Below are 18,795 nucleotides of genomic sequence, written 5' to 3' on the forward strand. Positions count from 1 at the left end.
GCTAATTACATAATATTTATTATTAGTAAAATAATATTTTTCTTTTAAAAAAATTGATTTTTGCAACATTTCAAGTCTAAAGTCTTAGGAAAATCCTTTACTGTTATATTTACTACTGAAATAGTTGAACCAGTTCCAGGAGCCTCATCAGCAATTAGCACAGAGAATGAATCTTCTCCTACAAAGTCTACATTTGGGGTATATATCCAACTTCCATCAGAATTAATATCTACAAAACCATTTTTACAATCACTAGCTAGTGTATAAGTTAATGAGTAATCAGTAGGGGTAACAGCAAGAATCATTCCATTTACAGGATTATTTTTATAAGTGGTTTCTTTAAAAGTAGAAGAAATAGGATTTAATACTGAAAAAGTAGCTCCTACCTTAGTAGGTTTAGCACTTACAATCCCAGTAAATGAACCTCCACTATTTGTAAAATTGTAAGTTGCAGTAGGAGTAAGTGTATATAAAGGTTTATTAGAAGGAAGATGAAGAACATAAGCACTAAAAGTATAAGTTTCTGTAGCGGATGCTGCTAAAGTAGGATATGAAGGAAAAGTAGTAGTAGTTACCATATTGTTTTTATCATAAGATAAACCATCTGGAAGACTCCAACTTAAAGAAACATTTGTGGCAGGAGTGGTAGTACTTTTGTTAGTAGTAGTTATTGTGTATTCTATAGTACTACCTACAACAGCTAACTCAGAGTCAGAGCTCACAGTTAAAGATATATCTGGAGCATTTATATCAAATTGTACTGCAAATGCATTTAACAGATAAGAATCATTAGTAGTCATGAATTTTGTAATTGCAGAAGTTTGATTATTAGTTAAAAGCTTTGAAACATCAACAGAGGTTATATCTAATCCTTGACGACCACCTACTATATTTTCAGTAGATAAAATATTTTGATTCCTATTACCGAAGGTACCACTAATATCAGTGTTACCAGTACTATCATTAATCTGTGAACCAAAGAAGTTATTACTTAAATTTTTAGGACCAGATAAGTTAGTTGTAGTAGCTGCTGTGGCTCCAAATAAGACTTGATCTCCAGTTACATCAGCACTTCCATGCAGAGCGCTTATAAAAATTTTTCCATTATGATCTCCAGTTGTAGGAGTTTGAAAACCTAATGAAGATATATCAATTGTGTGTAAAGGACGTATAAAATCTGAAGCTGTAAATAACTTTAAATATCTAGAAGGCAAATTTGGGTTTTCATATACAACTGCTAAAGTCCAACCACAACAATTATCGGTAGAATTTGTTGGTGACGTTGTACCAATTACATTGCCAACTGTATAAGTTCCACCTAAAGATTCTTTTACATATTTAGTAACGTTGGCTGAACATATATAGTAACCAATGTCCTCTATAATGGATGAATCCAGAGTGTTAGAAGTTATTTTGTGTATAGTTGTTGGTGCAGTTGGAGTTGAAAAATTTATTGGTGTATCTAATATATTATAATAATTTTGACTATCTACTTTCCATGTACCACCCCAAATTAAATCTGAATACAGTATTTTACTTCCGGAAGGTATATTTAAAACTGCAGATGAAGAATTATTACTAATATCTAAAGTAGTTCCACTAGGGTAAGTTGGAACATTTATAAGAGAATTAGTAGTTATAAATGCGCCTATTGAATCGGAGGTGCCAATACTTTGGCTATTGGCTTGTTTACTTAAACCTAAAGTATTACCTGTAAATACAATTCCACCATTAGTTGTAGTACTAAAAATTAAATGTAATGACATGATTCAACACCTACCTTAGGAAAAATAATTTTGTTTACTTTAAGATTTATAGGATTTTGATATTTAAATACATCTTTTACAATTATAGTTATAGTACAAATGGAAGAATCCCCATTACTATCTGTAACTGATGTAGAGAAGGTATCTGTACCTGTAAAACCTACCTTAGGAGTATATAACCAACTTCCATCTAAATTAACATTTGAAAATCCATTAGTAGGATTGGAAGCTAATTTATAACTCGATATAGTTGTAGTAGAACTTATAGCACGTAATTTACCTGTGACCGGAGTGTTTTTATAAGTTATTGCTTGGACATTAGGAAGTAAAGGAGGAAGTAAGAATGCTGAAGTTTCTGTAGACAACGAATTACTTTGAGTAAGGCCCTGAATAAATCCAATTGTTGATTGAAAATTATAAGTTAACCTAGCTGAATTTGAATATGATGATTTGTCATATGGAAAATCTGTTGCGGTAACATTAAATGTTATTTTTATAGTAGTACCAGGAGCAATAGTACCAAGTTTAACACCATCTTCAATATTTTCAGTAGAGGCCTTACTATCAACTGTTAAACTATTTGGTACGAAATTCAAACCTTGAGGTAAAGTATCTTTTAATAAACAATTATTTGCAGGAATAGATCCAGTGTTATTTATAGTTATTGAATAAGGAAATACAGTATCATTAGGAATAACAAAATCTTCAGTAGATGATTTTGTTATAGTAAATACAGGGGCATTTATATCAATTTGAGTACCAATGGCATTAGGAAGGTAGGTATCATCAGTAGTAACAAACTTTACTGTAGCAGATGTTTGAGAAGGTGTTAAAGCAGATGTTATATCTATATTAGTAATGTCTAATCCTTGACGACCACCAATTATATTAGTACCTACATCACTTCCAGTTGTTGCAACAATTTGATTTTGGCTGCCAAAGGTCCCCAGAATATCCATTAAACCTTTAGAATTATTAATCTGAGAACCGAAAAAGTTATTAACAGGATTATTAGTTCCAGATAAAGCATTTAAATTATCAGCATCAGGACCAAACAAAACTTGATCACCAGATATATTTGCATCTCCTTCAAGAGCACTTACAAGTATTCTACCATGGGTAGGTCCTGTCGAAGGCGTTGTAAATCCTGAAATAGATATAGAAGACGAAGATGTTGAATCTATAAATTCTCCACCTACAAATAAATTTAAGTTTCTATAAGGTAATGTTGAATTTTTGTATACTACAGCAAGAGTCCATCCACAACAGTTGTTATTATTTGTAGGAGAAGTAGTTCCAACAACATTACCAACAGTGTAAGTTCCACTCAAGGCTTCAGTAACATAGTTAGTAATATTAGCAGAATTAGAATATAAATAAGTGTCGTTATAATTAAATGATGAATCCTGAATTTCAGGGTATATTTTTATAATGTCTGATGAAGAATTAGGTATTGTCAAATCTATAGGATTCTTTAAATAATTTGTATAGTCTTCTCCAGAAACTTTATAAGTTCCACCCCAAATTAATTGTGCATATAATATGGTACTTTCATCAGGTATATTAAGCACAGCAGAAGAAGAGTTGCTAAAATAAGCTAGAGTAGTTCCAGGAGGATAAGGGTATGTGGGAATATTAATTTTAGAGTTAGTACTTATAAAGGCACCGATTGAATCAGAGGTTCCAGCATTTTGACTATTAGGTGCTTTACTAAGGCCTAATGTGTTTCCTGTAAATACTATAGCACCTGTAGTAGTAGTACTAAATATATTATTAAATGACATAAGTCAATATCTCCTTTCTTTAGATGTAATATTTATTTGAATATATAAATCTAATATATATTATGAAGTTTTAAAAATTAAGTTTCTATATTTTAAAAATAATTATTGAATATAGGGTACGAAAAATGAGTAACATTAATATAATATAGTGATGTATGAATATATTTAAATATTTAAAGAGGTGAGTATTAATTTGGATACTAAATTATCTTCAGAAAATTATTTCAATGAATGTATGATAGGTATGAAGGTTTATGATATTTGTAGACAACAAGATTGTTTAGTACCTACCCTTAATAAAGATTTTCAAGAATCAGGAAAAATACCTATAGATCCAGCAAGAAATGGTACCCAACTTCCTGTAGAAATATTAAGTCAAGATAAAATGAGTTCAGTTACTATACAACCCAATGATTTATTTCGTCTTAAAGGATTAGTTTCAGATTTGAAAATTGTTCCTGATAGTTTAGAAACAACAATAACAGTAAACAGTATAACTAAGAGTAGCTGCTTAGGAGAGGGGTATTGGGATGTATCAATACAGTATAGATTTAATTATGCTATACAACTTTTTTATGCAAATGATGAATTAGCACATGTATTTATATTAGGTAAGCCTGCCAATGCAATTCAAGCATATAGCGTATATAAAAAACAAGTCACATTATATGGAGGAAAAGGTGTAAAAGGAGTAGTTAATTGTTTCAGTATATTTCCTAATTTTAATGGAATGAAACCTACACATTTTATACAAGCTAAAGCCGATATATTGTCAGCTAAAGTTGTTGAATTACCAGAAAATCAATGTAATCCTGATCCCGAAACTTGTACTGCCGTATGTGTAACTATAGGATTATTTACTATAATAGCTTTAGGAAGAATAGTAAAATATAATAATCTTTCTTTAGGACCTTGCAATATACCTGAATGTGATCAAGAAATACCTGTTATACCTTGCGAATTATTTAATGAACTTCCATTTCCATTTGAAGAATTTGATCCTGAGAATGAGTAAATTTAAATAAGGAGAAACTATGATATATTTAGATAATGCAGCCACTAGTTTTCCAAAACCCAATGAAGTTTATCATGAGGTTTTAGATTGCATGAAAAATTATTGCGCTAATCCCGGGAGAGGTTCTTATAGTATGGCAATAAAGGCAGAAGAAAAGATAATGGAATGCAGAGAAAGAATTTGTGATTTATTTAATATTAAAGATAGTATGAATGTAGTATTTACAAGTAATGCAACTGAAAGTTTAAATATTGCAATAAAAGGAATCTTAAGACCGGGAGATCATGTAATAAGTAGTTATATAGAACATAATTCGGTTTTAAGGCCTATAAATACTATGAAAAGTAAGGGAACAGACGTTACGTTGGTAAAGGTTAATAAGGAAGGATATATAGATTTAAAAGAATTAGAAGATGCAATAAAATATAACACTAAAGCAATAATAATAAATCACTCATCCAATGTATTAGGAACTGTACAGGATATAGAAAAAATAGGTAAGATAGCTAATGAAAATAATATTATCTTTATTGTAGATGCATCTCAAAGTGCAGGAAATATACCTATAGATGTAATAAAATCTAATATAGATATACTGGCCTTCCCAGGACATAAATGTCTGTTAGGTCCACAAGGGGTGGGAGGATTATATATTAGTAATAATATAGAGATTGCTCCTTATACAGAAGGAGGAACTGGAAGTGAGTCTGAACACATGTGTCAGCCTAATTTTTTACCAGATAAATTTGAAAGTGGTACCAAAAACACCCCAGGAATTGTGGGGTTATGTGAAGGATTAAAATTTATAAAAAGAGTTGGCATAGAAAATATAAGAAGACATGAAATGTATTTATGTAAATATTTAATAGAGTGTTTAAGTGAACTTCCTAATATAACTATATATGGACATACAAATTTTAAAAGTAGAACTTCTGTTGTATCTTTTAATATTAAAAATATAGATAGTTCTTATGTTGGATATATATTAAACAAGAGTAGTATTTGTGTTAGAACAGGATATCATTGTGCACCATTAATTCATAGTATAATAGGTACTAGAAATAAGGGTACTGTAAGAGTAAGTCCTGGATATTTTAATACAAAAAAAGATATAGGACTATTAGTAGAACAAATTAAAAAAGAACTAGAGGTCACATAGTGTATCTCTAGTTCTCATACTAATTAATACCAAAAAATTTTTTTAATAAAGATGAATTTTGTTTATTTATAAATTTATTTTTTGTATTATTAAGTTCATCAGTTAAATAGAAAATTTTTTCTTCATAATTTTTCAATTTACTATTTAAGTCATCTATAATAATTTTATACTCTTCTATTTCTTTTTCAAAATTATTTTTATTTTCCAGAGTTATGCTTTTGGACAATTCTAAATCAGAAAAATTTTTCTTGAACTCAGAAATAACTTTATTTTTTTCTAATAGTAAAGTAGTTAGTTCATTTATTTTATAATTATTTACTTCTAAATTCGATTTTTCATTTAATAAAGTATCATATTTTTGCTTTAGAGAGGAATAATTAGCTTGTATGTTATTTAGTTTATTAAACAACACTGATGATCTACTTCTTTCGTTTTGTATGAGTGAACTTAGTTGATTAATTATTTCATTTTTATTTAAAATTTCTTCTTTATAGGAAGAAAAGTTATCTTTTATATTAGTAATACATTTATTTTGTTTTCTGGGAATGTGTTCTTTATATTTAAAGTTATGATTTAATTCATAACTTTTTTTTATTGAAATAGATAGCGTAGTTGGGAAAAACGTTAATCCGTTATCAGGAGTAATATATAAATGATTTGTGCAAGCATATTTATTATTAAATTTTTCATTATGATAAAAATAAGCAGTTTTTAATAAAGATTTAGGCAAAGGCTCTTTTTTCAAAACGCTTACATTTAAACCATTGTCTTTAGAAAAACAACTATAAATAGAATTATTATTAATCCACATATCCCAAATAGTATCTTTTAATTTAAAAAAGCAAGGCAAGACTATATCCTTCGAGTTTTTAAATATAGTAATATAATTTAGATCTAAAAATAATCCAGAACAATGGATTAGTAGGTTTTGTGAATTATCATTTTTTATATATAAGATGTGGATTGTATTATTATTACAGCACAATGAGAAATTTTTATATGGTTTTAAATTTTTATCTATTGTATAGCAATCTGACCATTTACAATTTTGATGATTAAATAGTTTATATACTAATTCATAATCTTTAACTAATTTTTCATATAGAACTACAAAGCTTCCATCATCTAATATGTTTATATCAAATGGCTTATGGGCATTAATTATATTATTATCTATAACAATAGGTTCAGAAAGATTAAATTTTGAATTAATTGTTTGATAAAAAAGGATTTGAGTAGAGTCGGATGTCAAATTGATACTATAAAAAATATGAATAGTATCATGATAATAAAAAGCTTTTATATTTGCCTTCTTAATTGAAGTTCCTTTCCATTTAAGAATTTTTTTATGAGTCCATGTTTTATTTGAAAAAACACTCATTACAATATTTCCGTTAGTTTTTTGATATATTAAACATAGTTTATTTTTAGGAAGAGGTAATACAGTAAAAGAATTATTACACTGTTTTTCTAAAATAGAAGCGTTAGACCATTTATTATTAATAAGTTGTCTATAGACAATGCCAAATTTCGAATTGTATGTTATATTCCATAAATTTTTGTTAGACATTCTTATTGTATAGAAGTCATTATTTAAAAATTCCATAAAGAACTCCTTTTTAAAATTACTTTTTATAGAATATATGATTATTTGTATTTAAAAATTCATATAAATTTTTTCATATATATCACATAAATTTGGAAAAAACATATTATGTTATTAGGGATTATATATTAATAATTATTTATAGGAGGATATATATGGAAGAAAATTTAGATGTAAAAAGTTTGCCTAAAGCTGATGATACCCCAACTCCAACTGATCAATGTGTAATAGCTATGAAGGTTTATGGAAAATGCAGGCAACAAGATTGTTTAAAACCAGATTTTCTTGTACCGGGAGCTGGCGGAGATTCAATACCTATAAATGCCTCAAGATGTGGAGAAGAAGCAAAAATCCTTAAAATTGGATCAAGTACAATGACAACACCTATACAACAAGGTGGTATAGTAACATTTGCACCTAATATTGTAAGTAGTGCCCAGATAGTGGAAGGTAGTTTTGTAGTATCAGATATTAAAATATCAAACATACAGGCACAAAACTTATTTGTATCAGATGGGTACTGGAATGTTACTATAAAATATAGATTTAGTTATAGGTTAAATTTATTAGATGCAACAGGCGCAATTTTAAACATAGGATTAGGGCCTGATGCGGATGTAACTAAGACTCAAAATTATATTTGTGCATATAGTGAATATGAAAAACAAGTATTGTTATTTGGTGGAGAGGGAGGAAAGGACGTAGTTCTAGCTTCTAATTTATTTTCAAATAGTGGTCCATATTCCTACCAAAATGCACCATATGGATTAGTAGAGGCAAAATCAATGCCGCTTGCGGTAAATGTTGGTACAGTTAACAATCCATGTGCTGCTCAACAATGTGGAAATACTATAATAGGTGTTACTATTGGATTATTTACTATAATTAAGTTATTTAGACTTGTAAATACAACAATGTTAACTAATGGACCATGTGATATACCAGTATGTAATCCTATAGTTCCAGGAGATCCATGTTCATTTTTTAATGAAATACCATTCCCATTTGAAGATTTTGATCCAGCCTCTAAGTAGATATATTAAAATAATTATTTATATAAAACTGTTGATAACTAATAGTATTGTCAACAGTTTTTTTTATTTAATTATAAAGAACACATTTATAATTTTTAAAATACTATAATTAATGGAGGTGGAGAATATGAATAATATATGCATAGCTGTTTTTAATTCATCATCAAATAGTATTCATATGTTCAAAATATTAAAAGATCAAAGGTTAAAAGTGGAACTCATGTCAACTCCATGTACTATAGCATCTAGCTGCTCTAGAGCTATAAAATTCTCTTTAAATGATTTAGAGCGAGTAATAAAAGTTATAGAGGAATATAAAATAAATATTAAAGGTATATATGAGAGGGTATATTCTGGGAATAGATTTTTTTATAAAAAGGTTTATTAAATAATGAAAGGACTATCTAATATTAGATAGCCCTTTCATTATTTAATTATTGATTATTATTTGGAACTTCTATTAAAGTAAAAGAGTATAAATCATTTGCTTGTAAACCAGCCGTTTGTGTAGCATTTACAAGTCCTGGAGTATAAAGGTTAAAAGTATAATTTATTGTAGCACCTGGACAAGCGATAGCAGAATTAGGTGTACTACAAATATCAGGACACATTGATGGTGCTGGTCTTGCATCTAACCAATCAAATCCAAAGTGATTATTAAAAGCTAAATTAGCAGTATAAGCTATATTTTTAGCTTGAAATTCTGTTTGATATATAATTGTTTGAACGCCATCTACTGGACGGGTTACTTGTAAATATACTGGACCAATTTGTGTACCTGCAGCAGTGTCTGCTATACTACAAGTTGCATATGCGCATATTAAAACAGAACTATTAACATTATTTAAAGTTATAGGAAGAGATGCTATTTGTTCAGTTGATGCTGTAGTTCCTGAAACGGTAATTGGTGTAGTAGTTATTTTTTGTGATATATTTTGAATATTATTAGTACCAGTTCCTATAGTTAAATTTTGTGGCAAAATTATTACCTCCTTTGTAGGCTATTCAATATATATTATGAAATTTTATTGTAGTGTGTTACAAAAGAGAATATCAATAATTGAGCATTTAGTAAGTTTTTAAATTAATTACTTGTTTTTAAGATTGAAAATTTAATAATTATTCCATAAAAATTTTAATATAGTTGTTCAATTAATCCGCAAGCAATTCTTTTTCCAGAGTTTCCAGAAGGTTGACTTCTATAATCATCAGGGTTTTCATGTATTATTACTGATAAACCTATTATATCTTTAGGCTTAAATCTGTCTGTGAAGAAACTCATTTTACATATTCCATGGTTAGAGAATAAAACGGGAAAATCACCAGCATGATTGCCATGAGGTTGATTATCGGGATTCCAATGGCCACCTGCGCAGGTGAAAGGATTATTAGGAGTACCTATATCACAACAACCTACAGAATGAATGTGAAATCCAAAAGGACCTATAGGTTGGGAAGTTGGAGTTGCTGGTTTATAATTTGGAAGTCCTTGAATTGATACTGAAACTTCCGTTCCACCTAATACAGGGTAAAAATAGACTATTCCTTTTAAATTGGGATTGTTAGGTCCCCCATTTATATAAGATACTGCAATAATGTTATTTGTAGATGGATGATTAAACTTCCTATACCAAGGATTATATTCATAATTAGAATATGAATCAAAATACATATAATATACCTCCATAAAACTTAGATAATAATATATTCTATGCAAAGGTATTTTCACATGTTAATTTAAAAGGTTCTTTCAATATATTAAAAACACCTAGGTTGTTTAAGGTAGGTTTATTTTGATATAATGTATTATTAGGTGTAACAATAGATCGAGGAGAGATAAACATATGAATAAAATTGAGTTACTAGCACCAGCAGGAAATATGGAAAGTCTTTGTGCAGCAGTACAAAATGGAGCAGATGCAGTATATTTGGGAGGAGCTAAGTTTTCAGCAAGAGCATATGCTTCTAATTTTAATGAAGAAAATATGATTAAGGCAGTAGAATATTCTCATTTATATAATGTTAAGATTTATGTAACAGTAAACACAGCAATAAAGGAAGATGAAATTAAAGAGGCATTAGAATATGTTGAGTTTTTATATAAAATAGGAGTTGATGCATTAATAATTCAAGATACAGGACTTGCACAACTTATAAATAGAAATTTTCCTAAATTTGAAATTCACGCATCAACACAAATGAGTATACATAACGCAGAAGGGGCAATTTTTCTTAAAAATTTAGGATTTTCAAGAATTGTTCTGGCAAGAGAATTATCTTTAAAGGAAATTACTCATATATCAAGGGATTTAAATATAGAAACAGAAATTTTTGTACATGGAGCACTTTGTGTTTCTTATTCTGGACAATGTCTTATGAGTAGTTTAATAGGAGGAAGAAGTGGAAATCGTGGACGTTGTGCTCAACCTTGTAGGCTTCCTTATGAAATAATAGATAAAAAGAGAAAGAAAAAGGAAAAGGGATATATATTAAGTCCTAAAGATGTATGCACTATAGAAAATATAAAAGACATTATTAAAAGTGGAACTACTTCATTAAAGATTGAGGGAAGAATGAAAAGACCAGAATATGTAGCAGGAGTAGTTTCAGCATATAGAAAAGCTATAGATGATGCTAATTGTGATATTAAAAAAGAAAAAAAGAAGTTACTTCAACTATTTAATAGAGGGGGGTTTTCTAAAGCTTATTTATATGGAAATATAGGAAGAGATATGATGTCTTATAAATTTCCTAAAAATACGGGAGTGTTTATAGGAAAAGTAAATAAAGATTTAACAATAGAATTAAAAGAAAACATAAGACTCCAAGATGGAATAAGATTTAAAGGAGAAGGATTTACTATTTCTAAAATTATAAAAGATTCAAAGAATGTAGATGAAGCTTTTATTGGAGATAGAGTAAGGTTAAATCCTACTAAATACAAATCAGGAGATATGCTATTTAAAACTTCAGATAATGTACTTTTAAATTCTCTTGCTAAATCATATGAAAATGTATATGAAAGAAAAAATAAGCTTAATTTAAATGTAGTATTTAAAGTTGGAGAGCCTATTATAATAGAAACTTATTATAATAGTAAAAGATATAGGGCTTTAGGAGAAGAAGTTCAAGTTGCTAAGAATAAACCAATAGACAAAGAAAAATTAGTAAAGAATTTAAGCAAAACAGGAGACACCCCATTTGAATTTAAAGATATTAAGTTTGTTGAATTTGAAGATGGATTTATGCCAGTGTCTTCAATAAATTCAGTTAGAAGACAGCTTATAGATGATATTGTTAAAGATATAAAATTAAAAAATAAAAGAAATTATAATAATGATTTAGATTTAAAATTGAATATTAATAAGCTAAATAAAAAAAAATCTAATAATATATTGGACAATACTATAGTTACGGTTACAACAAAAGAACAACTAAAAGCAACTTTAAAATGTGGATTTGAAAGTATTGCAGTAGAAATATCTTTAAGAAATTGTGATATAAATCTAAAAAATATAAATTGTAAAAACTTATATATAAAAACTTCAACAATAATAAAAGAGGAGTTTGAAAATTTATGTACAGTAATTGAAGATAATTCTAACATAATTAAGGGAATAATTACTTCAAATTCAGGAATAATAAATAGATTTAAAGGTAAAACAGAAATTATTGGAGATTACAAATTAAACATATTTAATAGTTATAGTTTAGATTTTTATAAGGATATTTTAGATATAGCAACTATTAGTTTGGAATTAAATAAGAAAGAAATAAAAAAGATAACACAAAAGGGCAATTTAAGATGTGCATATATGATATATGGTAAACCAGAACTAATGGTTAGTGAATATTGTCCAATAGGATGCGTGTTTGGAGGAAGAAATAAAAATACAACATGTAATTTAGAGTGTCTAAAGGGAGAATATGTATTAAAAGATAGAATGAATGTAGAAATGGAAATAAGAACAGATAAATATTGTAGAAGTCATATTTATAATGCATCTCCTATTAATTTGATACCTAATTTAGATGAAATAAAGAGTATGAATATAGATATTTTTAGGTTGGAATTTTTAAGTGAAAGTTATGATGAAACACTGAATATACTTGAAAGTTTTAAAAAAGAAAAATTTCAGGAAGATTTTAAAAATTATACAAGAGGACACTATAAAAGAGGTGTAGAGTAAGTATAAGCAATACGGAAAGGGTGGTTACACTGTGAATGATAAGGCTATTAGAGTACTGGAATTTGATAAAATAAAGGATATTTTAAAACAATATACTTATACTAAAGCATCAAAAGATATAATAGAAGATTTAAAGCCTTATAATAGTTTATATGAAGTAAGAAGAAATTTAGAGGAAACAAGGGAGGCTTTTAGACTTTTAGTTACAAAGGGATCAGCTCCATTTGAAGGGGTTTATGATGTAAGAGATGGGATTACAAGAGCAGAAAAAGGTTCTGTATTAATTCCAGGACAACTTTTAAAAATAGCTGCAGTTTTAAGAACATCAAGAAAATTTAAAGATTATGTAAGTCATAAGGAAGAAGAGGAAAGTTTTAAATATTTAGAAGAACTTTGTGAGAATATTTTTCCTCTTATAAAAATAGAAAATGATATATTTAATGCTATAGAAGGAGAAGAAGAAATATCAGATAGGGCAAGTTCAGCTTTATATAGTATAAGAAGAAGTTTAAAAGATAAAAATTATTCTGTAAGAGACAAGATTAATTCTCTTGTTAGAAATTATTCATCCTTTTTACAAGATAGTATTTATACTGTACGTGGAGATAGATATGTTCTTCCAGTTAAATCAGAATACAAATCGTCAGTACCTGGACTTGTACATGATCAAAGTTCTACAGGTGCAACTTTATTTATAGAACCTATGAGTCTTGTTAATTTGAATAATGAAATAAAGGAATTAATGTTGAAAGAAAAGGCTGAAATTGAAAGAATACTAGGGGAACTTTCTAAAAAAATATATGACAATATAATTGCGGTTAAAACCAATGCTGATATAGTTTGGGAGTTAGATTTTATTTTTGCAAAGGCTAAATTTGCTAGTGATTATAATTGTACGTGTCCAGTAGTTAATGAGGATGGAATTATAGATATAATAGAAGGAAGACATCCTCTTATTGATAAAAAACAAGTAGTTCCTAGTAGTGTTAATTTAGGAACAAAGTTTAATTCCTTGATTATAACAGGTCCTAATACAGGTGGTAAAACAGTTACATTGAAAACAGTAGGGCTGATACATTTAATGGCTATGAGTGGACTTATGATTCCAGCTAAGGAAAATTCAGTTATAAGTTATTTTGAAGAGGTTTTCGCTGATATAGGTGATGAACAAAGTATAGAGCAAAGTTTATCTACTTTTTCTTCTCACATGAAAAACATTGTAAAAATTATGGAAGAGGCTAATGAAAAATCTTTGGTTTTATTTGATGAACTTGGTGCTGGAACAGATCCTACAGAAGGTGCAGCTTTAGCTCTTTCTATATTAGAAAATTTAAGAGCTAGAAACTGTAAGATAATAGCTACCACTCACTATAGTGAATTAAAAGGTTACGCATTAAAAACTAAAGGAGTAGAAAATGCTTCTGTAGAATTTGATGTAGAAACTTTAAGACCAACTTACAAGCTACTTATAGGAGTTCCAGGAAAGTCTAATGCCTTTGAAATTTCCAAAAGATTGGGATTACCTGATTACATAATAGATTACGCTAGAGAAAATATATCTAAGGAAAATCTTGAATTTGAAGAATTAATTCAAAATTTACAAGAAAAAAGTATAAAGGCTGAAGAAAATTCAAGATTGACAGAGATGTTAAAGATAGAAGTAGAAAAGGAAAAAGAAAAATATAAAAATAAGCTTAAAGCTTTAGAAAAATCCAGAGAAAGAGAACTTTTTGATGCTAGACGAGAAGCAAAAAATTTAATAAAGGAAGCTAAGGAAGAATCAGATAAAATACTTAAAGATATTAGACAACTTGAAATGATGGGATATTCTTCAGAGGCAAGACAAAAGCTAGAGGAAAAGAGAAAGCAGTTAAAGGATAAATTAGAAAAGGCAGAAGAAAAAGAAAATAAGGTTTTAGATAAAGGTAAGGCTGTAAAAGAAGTTAAAGAAGGAGACGAAGTATTTGTACCATCTTTAAATCAAAAGGTTATAGTTATTTCAAAGCCTGATAATAAAGGGGAAGTTTTAGTTCAAGCAGGAATTATGAAAATAACTGTAAAACTAAAGGATTTGAGGCAGGTAGAAGGAACAAGTTCTACTAATAAAAAAGAAAATAAAAGGGTTAAAAAACTTAATTTAAGAATGAAATCTGTAAGTTCATCTGTAGATCTTAGAGGTATGGATTCTGAAGAAGCAATTTATACCACAGATAAATATTTAGATGAAGCTTACATGGGAGGACTTGGAGAAGTAACTGTAATCCATGGAAAAGGAACGGGAATATTAAGAAAAGCTATTACAGATATGTTAAAAAGACATCCTCATGTTAAATCTTATAGATTAGGACAATATGGAGAAGGTGGTACAGGTGTTACTGTAGTTGAATTAAAATAATTTAACATATTAAAGAGAGGTAAGGATAATGATTTTAATAAGTGCATGTTTATGTGGTGTTAATTGTAAATATAATGGTAAGAACAATTTAAATGAAAAGGTATTAAAGTTATTCAAAGAAGGAAGGGCAGTATTGGTATGTCCAGAACAATTAGGTGGGCAAGAAACTCCAAGGGCTGCGCATGAAATAATTAATTCTACTGGTGCAGAAGTTTTAGACGGGAATGCTAAAATATTAGGTCCAGAAGGTGATGATGCCACAGAACAATTTATAAGAGGAGCCTATGAAGCTTTAAAAATAGCAAAGGAATGTGATGCTAAGATTGCAGTACTTAAAGCTAGAAGTCCTTCCTGTGGACTTTCTAAGATTTATGATGGAAGTTTTACAGGAAAGAAAAAGGATGGTAATGGTGTAACAGCAGAATTGTTATCCCGAAATGGTATAAAAATATATACAGAAGAAAACATAGATGAATTACTAGAGAAATTAGATTAAAAATATTATTTAGGTAAACTATATAAAAGTTTAATTATTTTATAGATTATTAAGAAAGTATAATAGAATTCATAAGAGTATTTTAATATTCATTTTAAATAAAAGGGGTAGATTATTATGGATTACAAAGAAGTATTAAAAAATGCTAGGGAAAATTTAAATGGTAGTTGCAGAGTATGTAACGTATGTAATGGAAAGGCTTGTTCGGGAGAAGTTCCTGGTATGGGTGGAAAAGGTACAGGAGAAGCCTTTACTAGAAACATAGAAGCATTAAATTCTTACAAATTAAATATGAGGCTTATACATGATGCCAAAAATCCAGACACTAGTGTAGAGATTTTTAGAAAGAAAATGGACATACCTCTTTTTGCAGCACCAGTATCTGGGACTACATTAAATATGGGAGGAAAATTTACAGAACAAGAATATATTTCTTGGGTTATTAGAGGGTGTATTGATTCTAATATATATCCAATGGTAGGAGATACAGCTGTAGATTCATTTTTAATTACAAATTTAGAAGAAGTTAAAAAAGTTAATGGACAAGGTATTGCCATTATTAAACCATGGGAAAATGATAATGTTATTAAAAAAATAAAATTAGCGGAAGAAGCAGGTGCCTTTGCAGTTGGAATGGATATAGATGCAGCAGGTCTTATTACTTTATCTCTACATGGAAAGCCAGTAGGACCTAAAACTGTAGAAGAAATAAGAGAAATAGCACAAAATACTAAATTACCATTTATATTAAAAGGGATAATGACAGTAGAGGATGCAAAATTAGCTGTAGAGGCAGGTGTTGATGCTATTGTAGTATCTAATCATGGTGGTAGAGTATTAGATCAAACTCCAGGAGTTTGTGAAGTATTACCTGAAATAGCTAAGGCTGTTAAGGGAAAGATTAAAATCTTTGCAGATGGAGGAATAAGAACTGGAGTTGATATGCTAAAAATGATAGCTTTAGGTGCGGATGCGGTTCTTATAGGAAGACCTTTTGTAACAGCCTCATTTGGAGGACAAAGTGAGGGTGTAAAAGTTTATGTAGATAAATTAAAAGGAGAACTAAAATCTGCCATGGTTCTAACAGGATGTAAAACTATAAAGGATATAAACCAAAAAGTAATCTATAATTTAAAATAAGTTATATTAAAGAATAATATATGAGTTAAAAATAATGTTTGATTAGAAGGGAATTTTTATAATGCGTTTTACGCATTGTGAGATACCCTTCTAAAATTTTTTCAAATATATTTTACTATATGTATTTAAATTTTTATATTGACAAAAGGATTTAAGTAGCATAATAATTATTGTAATAGATTACAAGGTTTGAGTACAATAAATTTATTCAACATTTATTATAGGAGGTTTTTATATGGTAAAGAATCTAGAAGAAATTTTAGAATTAGCAAAAGATAGAGAAAAGAAAACATTGTCCGTGGCAGTAGCAGAAGATAAACAGGTTTTGATATCAGTTGTAGAAGCTTTTAGATTAGGAATTATAAATGCTATTTTAGTAGGGGATAAAGAAAAAATTGAAAATATAGCTAAAGAAGAAGAGTTAAATATAGATGGAATAAAAGTTATAGATGAAAAAGATAAGTTAAAAGCTGCTAAAAGGGCAGTGGAGTGCATAACAAAAGGGGAAGCAAACTTTATTATGAAAGGTATGATAAGTACATCAGATATATTAAAGGCTGTGTTAAATAAGGAAGCAAATTTAAGAGGGAAAAATTTATTGTCTCATATAATGATTTATGATGTTCCTACATATCACAAGTTGATATTTGTAACTGATGGAGGTATTGTACCATATCCACAAATTAGTGAAAAGATGGCTATTGTACAAAATGCGGTTGAAGTAGCACATAGTTTAGGTATAAAAATGCCAAAAGTAGCTCCAATATGTGCAGTAGAGGTTGTAAATCCTAATTTGCAATCTACTTTGGATGCAGCAACATTAACTCAAATGAATAAAAGAGGTCAACTTTCAGGATGTATAGTAGATGGACCTTTAGCTTTAGATAATGCTATATCGAAAGAAGCGGCAGAACATAAAAAAATAAAAAGTGAGGTAGCAGGAGATGCAGATATATTATTGGTACCGAGTATGGAATCTGGAAATTTTTTGGCTAAATCTATAACTTATTTTGCTAGAGGAAGAAATGCAGGCATAGTTGTAGGTGCCAAATGCCCTATAGTTTTAGTATCTAGAGCAGATACAGCTAGATCAAAATTGTATTCTATAGCTTTAGGTTCTATAGCTTGTAATAAGTAAAAAATAATTTTATATAATCTTTATAAAGTATTATAAATGAAATTTTAGCCATAAATAAGTATTTATAAAAGAATATTATAAAAAATTCCTCTGAAGTTTTGTGAGGAATTTTTTATTTACATGAATTATGAAAAATATTTTAACTTTAGTATAATTGTATTTAATAAAGATTTATCATTACTATATAAAAGTATATTAGGAGGAATATTATGTTTAAATATAAAATTGCTTCAGAAGAAATTAAAGAAAAGTTATTACCTTATATGAATAAAGGAGAAAAATTATTAGTGTCAGATAGAATAGAGTTCAAAGGTAGTTATTATAGAGAAGTATTATTTAATAAAAAATCTTTTATAGGAGTTATGGAGGAAACAAAGGGGATTATATATATAGATGATAATTTTAATATAATAAATAAAATTAATGTACAAAATCAATTAATTAAATTGGGTTATTATTATGAAATTTTATTTGAAACTGAAAAGAGAAAGAGCATATTTAAGGCTATGAAAAATGATGAAGATCTAAAAAAAGATAAGAATGATATAGATATGTGTTTAATAGGTTTAGATATATTAAAAAATGAAAATATAGAAAATATAGAAAAAATTAAAAAAATAATTTTGGATTTAATTAAATTTAGGGAAGAAGAAAATGAAATTCTATTAAATCTTTATAATTTAGTAAATAGTATTTGGGAACAGGATGGAAAAATATCTGAAGAAAATCTTAAAAAAGTATATGCTTTATATAAAAAATTACTAAGATCGAATTTTAAAAATATAAAAAATATATATATTGGTGCTGATTATTATGATTATATAAAAGATATGACAAATAAAAAAAGAAAAAGTTTTTCTATAAGACTTAATAAAAAAATGTCAGAACCTCTATTTAAATTAGATTATGAAATAAATTATTTTAAGAAACTTTTAAAAACTTATAATAGAATACTTAATATGAATGAAAATGAATATTTTAAATTTATAGAAAAAATGGAGAAAAATAATATTACCGAAAGAATAAAAATTATAAGAAATAAAAAATAAATACCTTTATTTGAAAATATATT

15 protein-coding genes are annotated in these 18,795 nt (G+C 28.0%); 10 read left to right on the forward strand and 5 right to left on the reverse strand.

Annotated elements, in window-relative coordinates:
• Positions 1–44: 44 nt before the first annotated feature.
• Together BN1711_RS02920 and BN1711_RS02925 are read right to left on the reverse strand one after the other, a co-directional pair.
• Positions 45–1,766, reverse strand: a complete 1,722-nt coding sequence (locus BN1711_RS02920) for an Ig-like domain-containing protein (protein WP_050606691.1) — start codon at positions 1,764–1,766, stop codon at positions 45–47.
• Positions 1,751–3,550, reverse strand: coding sequence for an Ig-like domain-containing protein (locus tag BN1711_RS02925; RefSeq protein ID WP_050606692.1), 1,800 nt, complete (start codon positions 3,548–3,550; stop codon positions 1,751–1,753). The genes BN1711_RS02920 and BN1711_RS02925 overlap by 16 nt, the downstream gene beginning before the upstream one ends.
• A 193-nt stretch (positions 3,551–3,743) precedes the next feature.
• On the opposite strand from BN1711_RS02925, the gene BN1711_RS02930 reads away from it, so the two are divergent.
• Both BN1711_RS02930 and BN1711_RS02935 read left to right on the forward strand, forming a co-directional pair.
• The gene (locus tag BN1711_RS02930) at positions 3,744–4,565 is read left to right on the forward strand and encodes a hypothetical protein (RefSeq protein WP_243128191.1); all 822 of its coding nucleotides are present in this window, start codon (positions 3,744–3,746) and stop codon (positions 4,563–4,565) included.
• A gap of 19 nt (positions 4,566–4,584) precedes the next feature.
• Positions 4,585–5,724, forward strand: coding sequence for an aminotransferase class V-fold PLP-dependent enzyme (locus BN1711_RS02935; RefSeq protein WP_050606693.1), 1,140 nt, complete (start codon positions 4,585–4,587; stop codon positions 5,722–5,724).
• 19 nt (positions 5,725–5,743) lie between these two features.
• On the opposite strand, the gene BN1711_RS02940 is transcribed toward BN1711_RS02935, so the two are convergent.
• On the reverse strand, positions 5,744–7,330 hold the full coding sequence (locus BN1711_RS02940; RefSeq protein WP_050606694.1) for a hypothetical protein: 1,587 nt from the start codon (positions 7,328–7,330) through the stop codon (positions 5,744–5,746).
• Between the two features lie 155 nt (positions 7,331–7,485).
• Here BN1711_RS02940 and BN1711_RS02945 point away from each other — a divergent pair, with 155 nt between their 5' ends.
• Positions 7,486–8,364, forward strand: a complete 879-nt coding sequence (locus BN1711_RS02945; protein ID WP_050606695.1) for a hypothetical protein — start codon at positions 7,486–7,488, stop codon at positions 8,362–8,364.
• A gap of 127 nt (positions 8,365–8,491) precedes the next feature.
• Positions 8,492–8,752, forward strand: a complete 261-nt coding sequence (locus BN1711_RS02950) for a putative Se/S carrier protein (protein WP_050606696.1) — start codon at positions 8,492–8,494, stop codon at positions 8,750–8,752.
• Between the two features lie 46 nt (positions 8,753–8,798).
• Here the strand turns inward: BN1711_RS02950 and BN1711_RS02955 are convergent, their stop codons facing one another.
• Positions 8,799–9,344: a hypothetical protein gene (locus BN1711_RS02955; protein ID WP_050606697.1), complete on the reverse strand. Its 546-nt coding sequence runs from the start codon at positions 9,342–9,344 to the stop codon at positions 8,799–8,801.
• A 155-nt stretch (positions 9,345–9,499) separates the two neighbouring features.
• Positions 9,500–10,036 (reverse strand): superoxide dismutase family protein, encoded by a 537-nt coding sequence (locus BN1711_RS02960; RefSeq protein ID WP_164995927.1) that lies wholly within the window; start codon positions 10,034–10,036, stop codon positions 9,500–9,502.
• A gap of 172 nt (positions 10,037–10,208) precedes the next feature.
• On the opposite strand from BN1711_RS02960, the gene BN1711_RS02965 reads away from it, so the two are divergent.
• The 6 genes from BN1711_RS02965 (at position 10,209) to BN1711_RS02990 (ending at position 18,772) form a co-directional block, all read left to right on the forward strand.
• Positions 10,209–12,554: a U32 family peptidase gene (locus tag BN1711_RS02965; protein ID WP_050606698.1), complete on the forward strand. Its 2,346-nt coding sequence runs from the start codon at positions 10,209–10,211 to the stop codon at positions 12,552–12,554.
• A gap of 31 nt (positions 12,555–12,585) precedes the next feature.
• A complete protein-coding gene (locus BN1711_RS02970) occupies positions 12,586–14,949 on the forward strand; it encodes an endonuclease MutS2 (RefSeq protein ID WP_050606699.1) in 2,364 nt (787 codons plus the stop codon).
• Between the two features lie 28 nt (positions 14,950–14,977).
• Entirely contained in the window at positions 14,978–15,445 is a 468-nt protein-coding gene (locus tag BN1711_RS02975) for a 2-thiouracil desulfurase family protein (protein WP_050606700.1), read from the forward strand.
• 117 nt (positions 15,446–15,562) lie between these two features.
• Complete coding sequence (locus tag BN1711_RS02980; protein WP_050606701.1) at positions 15,563–16,585, forward strand: alpha-hydroxy-acid oxidizing protein; 1,023 nt, start codon at positions 15,563–15,565, stop codon at positions 16,583–16,585.
• 235 nt (positions 16,586–16,820) lie between these two features.
• Positions 16,821–17,723: a phosphate butyryltransferase gene (locus BN1711_RS02985; RefSeq protein ID WP_050606702.1), complete on the forward strand. Its 903-nt coding sequence runs from the start codon at positions 16,821–16,823 to the stop codon at positions 17,721–17,723.
• Positions 17,724–17,932: 209 nt separating this feature from the next.
• Positions 17,933–18,772, forward strand: coding sequence for a hypothetical protein (locus BN1711_RS02990; RefSeq protein ID WP_050606703.1), 840 nt, complete (start codon positions 17,933–17,935; stop codon positions 18,770–18,772).
• Positions 18,773–18,795: the final 23 nt, after the last annotated feature.

It is taken from the genome of Clostridium niameyense, assembly GCF_001243045.1.
GTDB lineage: Bacteria > Bacillota > Clostridia > Clostridiales > Clostridiaceae > Clostridium_F > Clostridium_F niameyense.

What these genes read in the sequence shown, in the direction of transcription:
- BN1711_RS02920 (WP_050606691.1), bottom strand. Translation starts at nt 1,766, where the DNA reads ATGTCATTACATTTAATTTTTAGTACTACAACTAATGGTGGAATTGTA.
- BN1711_RS02925 (WP_050606692.1), bottom strand. Translation starts at nt 3,550, where the DNA reads ATGTCATTTAATAATATATTTAGTACTACTACTACAGGTGCTATAGTA.
- BN1711_RS02935 (WP_050606693.1), top strand. Translation starts at nt 4,585, where the DNA reads ATGATATATTTAGATAATGCAGCCACTAGTTTTCCAAAACCCAATGAA.
- BN1711_RS02940 (WP_050606694.1), bottom strand. Translation starts at nt 7,330, where the DNA reads ATGGAATTTTTAAATAATGACTTCTATACAATAAGAATGTCTAACAAA.
- BN1711_RS02945 (WP_050606695.1), top strand. Translation starts at nt 7,486, where the DNA reads ATGGAAGAAAATTTAGATGTAAAAAGTTTGCCTAAAGCTGATGATACC.
- BN1711_RS02950 (WP_050606696.1), top strand. Translation starts at nt 8,492, where the DNA reads ATGAATAATATATGCATAGCTGTTTTTAATTCATCATCAAATAGTATT.
- BN1711_RS02960 (WP_164995927.1), bottom strand. Translation starts at nt 10,036, where the DNA reads ATGTATTTTGATTCATATTCTAATTATGAATATAATCCTTGGTATAGG.
- BN1711_RS02965 (WP_050606698.1), top strand. Translation starts at nt 10,209, where the DNA reads ATGAATAAAATTGAGTTACTAGCACCAGCAGGAAATATGGAAAGTCTT.
- BN1711_RS02975 (WP_050606700.1), top strand. Translation starts at nt 14,978, where the DNA reads ATGATTTTAATAAGTGCATGTTTATGTGGTGTTAATTGTAAATATAAT.
- BN1711_RS02980 (WP_050606701.1), top strand. Translation starts at nt 15,563, where the DNA reads ATGGATTACAAAGAAGTATTAAAAAATGCTAGGGAAAATTTAAATGGT.
- BN1711_RS02985 (WP_050606702.1), top strand. Translation starts at nt 16,821, where the DNA reads ATGGTAAAGAATCTAGAAGAAATTTTAGAATTAGCAAAAGATAGAGAA.
- BN1711_RS02990 (WP_050606703.1), top strand. Translation starts at nt 17,933, where the DNA reads ATGTTTAAATATAAAATTGCTTCAGAAGAAATTAAAGAAAAGTTATTA.